Here is a 2,805-nt window from a genome sequence, read left to right on the forward strand (position 1 = left end):
ACATTCAAAACTAGATAGTAAGTAGATTTTACGGCTAAAACCGATTTAAAATTTGATTAAGTCTTCGATCGATTAGTATTCGTCAGCTACACACATTACTGCGCTTACACCCCGAACCTATTAACCTCATCATCTTTGAGGGATCTTATAACCGAAGTTGGGAAATCTCATCTTGAGGGGGGCTTCATGCTTAGATGCTTTCAGCACTTATCCCGTCCATACATAGCTACCCAGCTATGCCGCTGGCGCGACAACTGGTACACCAGAGGTATGTCCATCCCGGTCCTCTCGTACTAAGGACAGCTCCTCTCAAATTTCCTACGCCCACGACGGATAGGGACCGAACTGTCTCACGACGTTCTGAACCCAGCTCGCGTACCGCTTTAATGGGCGAACAGCCCAACCCTTGGGACCGACTACAGCCCCAGGATGCGATGAGCCGACATCGAGGTGCCAAACCTCCCCGTCGATGTGAACTCTTGGGGGAGATAAGCCTGTTATCCCCGGGGTAGCTTTTATCCGTTGAGCGATGGCCCTTCCATGCGGAACCACCGGATCACTAAGTCCGTCTTTCGACCCTGCTCGACTTGTAGGTCTCGCAGTCAAGCTCCCTTGTGCCTTTACACTCTGCGAATGATTTCCAACCATTCTGAGGGAACCTTTGAGCGCCTCCGTTACTCTTTAGGAGGCGACCGCCCCAGTCAAACTGCCCGCCTGACACTGTCTCCCACCATGATCAAATGGTGCGGGTTAGAAAGTCAACACAGCCAGGGTAGTATCCCACCAGCGCCTCCACGTAAGCTAGCGCTCACGTTTCAAAGGCTCCTACCTATCCTGTACAAGCTGTGCCAAATTTCAATATCAGGCTACAGTAAAGCTCCACGGGGTCTTTCCGTCCTGTCGCGGGTAACCTGCATCTTCACAGGTACTATGATTTCACCGAGTCTCTCGTTGAGACAGTGCCCAAATCGTTACGCCTTTCGTGCGGGTCGGAACTTACCCGACAAGGAATTTCGCTACCTTAGGACCGTTATAGTTACGGCCGCCGTTTACTGGGGCTTCGATTCGTAGCTTCGCAGAAGCTAACCACTCCTCTTAACCTTCCAGCACCGGGCAGGCGTCAGCCCCTATACATCACCTTACGGTTTAGCAGAGACCTGTGTTTTTGATAAACAGTCGCTTGGGCCTATTCACTGCGGCTCTTCAAGGCTTGCACCCTAAAAAGCACCCCTTCTCCCGAAGTTACGGGGTCATTTTGCCGAGTTCCTTAACGAGAGTTCGCTCGCTCACCTTAGAATTCTCATCTTGACTACCTGTGTCGGTTTGCGGTACGGGCACCTATTTTCTAACTAGAGGCTTTTCTTGGCAGTGTGAAATCAACGACTCGTCGGATACATGATCCAACTCCCCATCACAACTCAACCTTACGAGTGCCGGATTTGCCTAACACTCAGTCTTATTGCTTGGACGTGCACTCCAACAGCACGCTTCGCCTATCCTACTGCGTCCCCCCATCGTTCAAACAATCATAGGTGGTACAGGAATATCTACCTGTTATCCATCGCCTACGCCTATCGGCCTCGGCTTAGGTCCCGACTAACCCAGAGCGGACGAGCCTTCCTCTGGAAACCTTAGTCAATCGGTGGATGGGATTCTCACCCATCTTTCGCTACTCACACCGGCATTCTCACTTCTAAACATTCCACATGTCCTTACGATCATGCTTCGACACGTTTAGAACGCTCTCCTACCATTATCCTTACGGATAATCCACAGCTTCGGTAATATGTTTAGCCCCGGTACATTTTCGGCGCAGTGTCACTCGACTAGTGAGCTATTACGCACTCTTTAAATGATGGCTGCTTCTAAGCCAACATCCTAGTTGTCTGGGCAACGCCACATCCTTTTCCACTTAACATATATTTTGGGACCTTAGCTGGTGGTCTGGGCTGTTTCCCTTTCGACTACGGACCTTATCACCCATAGTCTGACTCCCAAGTTAAATTATTTGGCATTCGGAGTTTGTCTGAATTCGGTAACCCGAGAGGGGCCCCTCGTCCAAACAGTGCTCTACCTCCAATAATCATCACTTGAGGCTAGCCCTAAAGCTATTTCGGAGAGAACCAGCTATCTCCAAGTTCGATTGGAATTTCTCCGCTACCCACACCTCATCCGCTCACTTTTCAACGTAAGTCGGTTCGGTCCTCCATTCAGTGTTACCTGAACTTCAACCTGGACATGGGTAGATCACTTGGTTTCGGGTCTACGACCAGATACTCATTCGCCCTATTCAGACTCGCTTTCGCTACGGCTCCACATTTACTGCTTAACCTTGCATCAAATCGTAACTCGCCGGTTCATTCTACAAAAGGCACGCCATCACCCATTAACGGGCTCTGACTATTTGTAAGCACACGGTTTCAGGTTCTATTTCACTCCCCTTCCGGGGTGCTTTTCACCTTTCCCTCACGGTACTGGTTCACTATCGGTCACTAGAGAGTATTTAGCCTTGGGAGATGGTCCTCCCAGATTCCGACGGAATTTCACGTGTTCCGCCGTACTCAGGATCCACTCAGGAGAGAAATGACTTTCGACTACAGGACCTTTACCTTCTATGGTTGGCTTTTCCAAAACCATTCGTCTAATCATTTCCTTTGTAACTCCGTATAGAGTGTCCTACAACCCCAATAGGCAAGCCTATTGGTTTGGGCTCTTCCCGTTTCGCTCGCCGCTACTCAGGGAATCGAGTTTTCTTTCTCTTCCTCCGGGTACTAAGATGTTTCAGTTCTCCGGGTGTGCCTTCTC

1 rRNA gene is annotated in these 2,805 nt (G+C 49.9%); it reads right to left on the bottom strand.

The window, feature by feature from the left end:
• Positions 1-52 precede the first annotated feature (52 nt).
• Positions 53-2,805: ribosomal RNA gene (locus tag LQ617_RS15665) — 23S ribosomal RNA — on the bottom strand; the annotation flags it as partial.

Origin of the sequence: Mammaliicoccus sp. P-M59 (assembly GCF_022386135.1) — a bacterium.
GTDB lineage: Bacteria > Bacillota > Bacilli > Staphylococcales > Staphylococcaceae > Mammaliicoccus > Mammaliicoccus sciuri_A.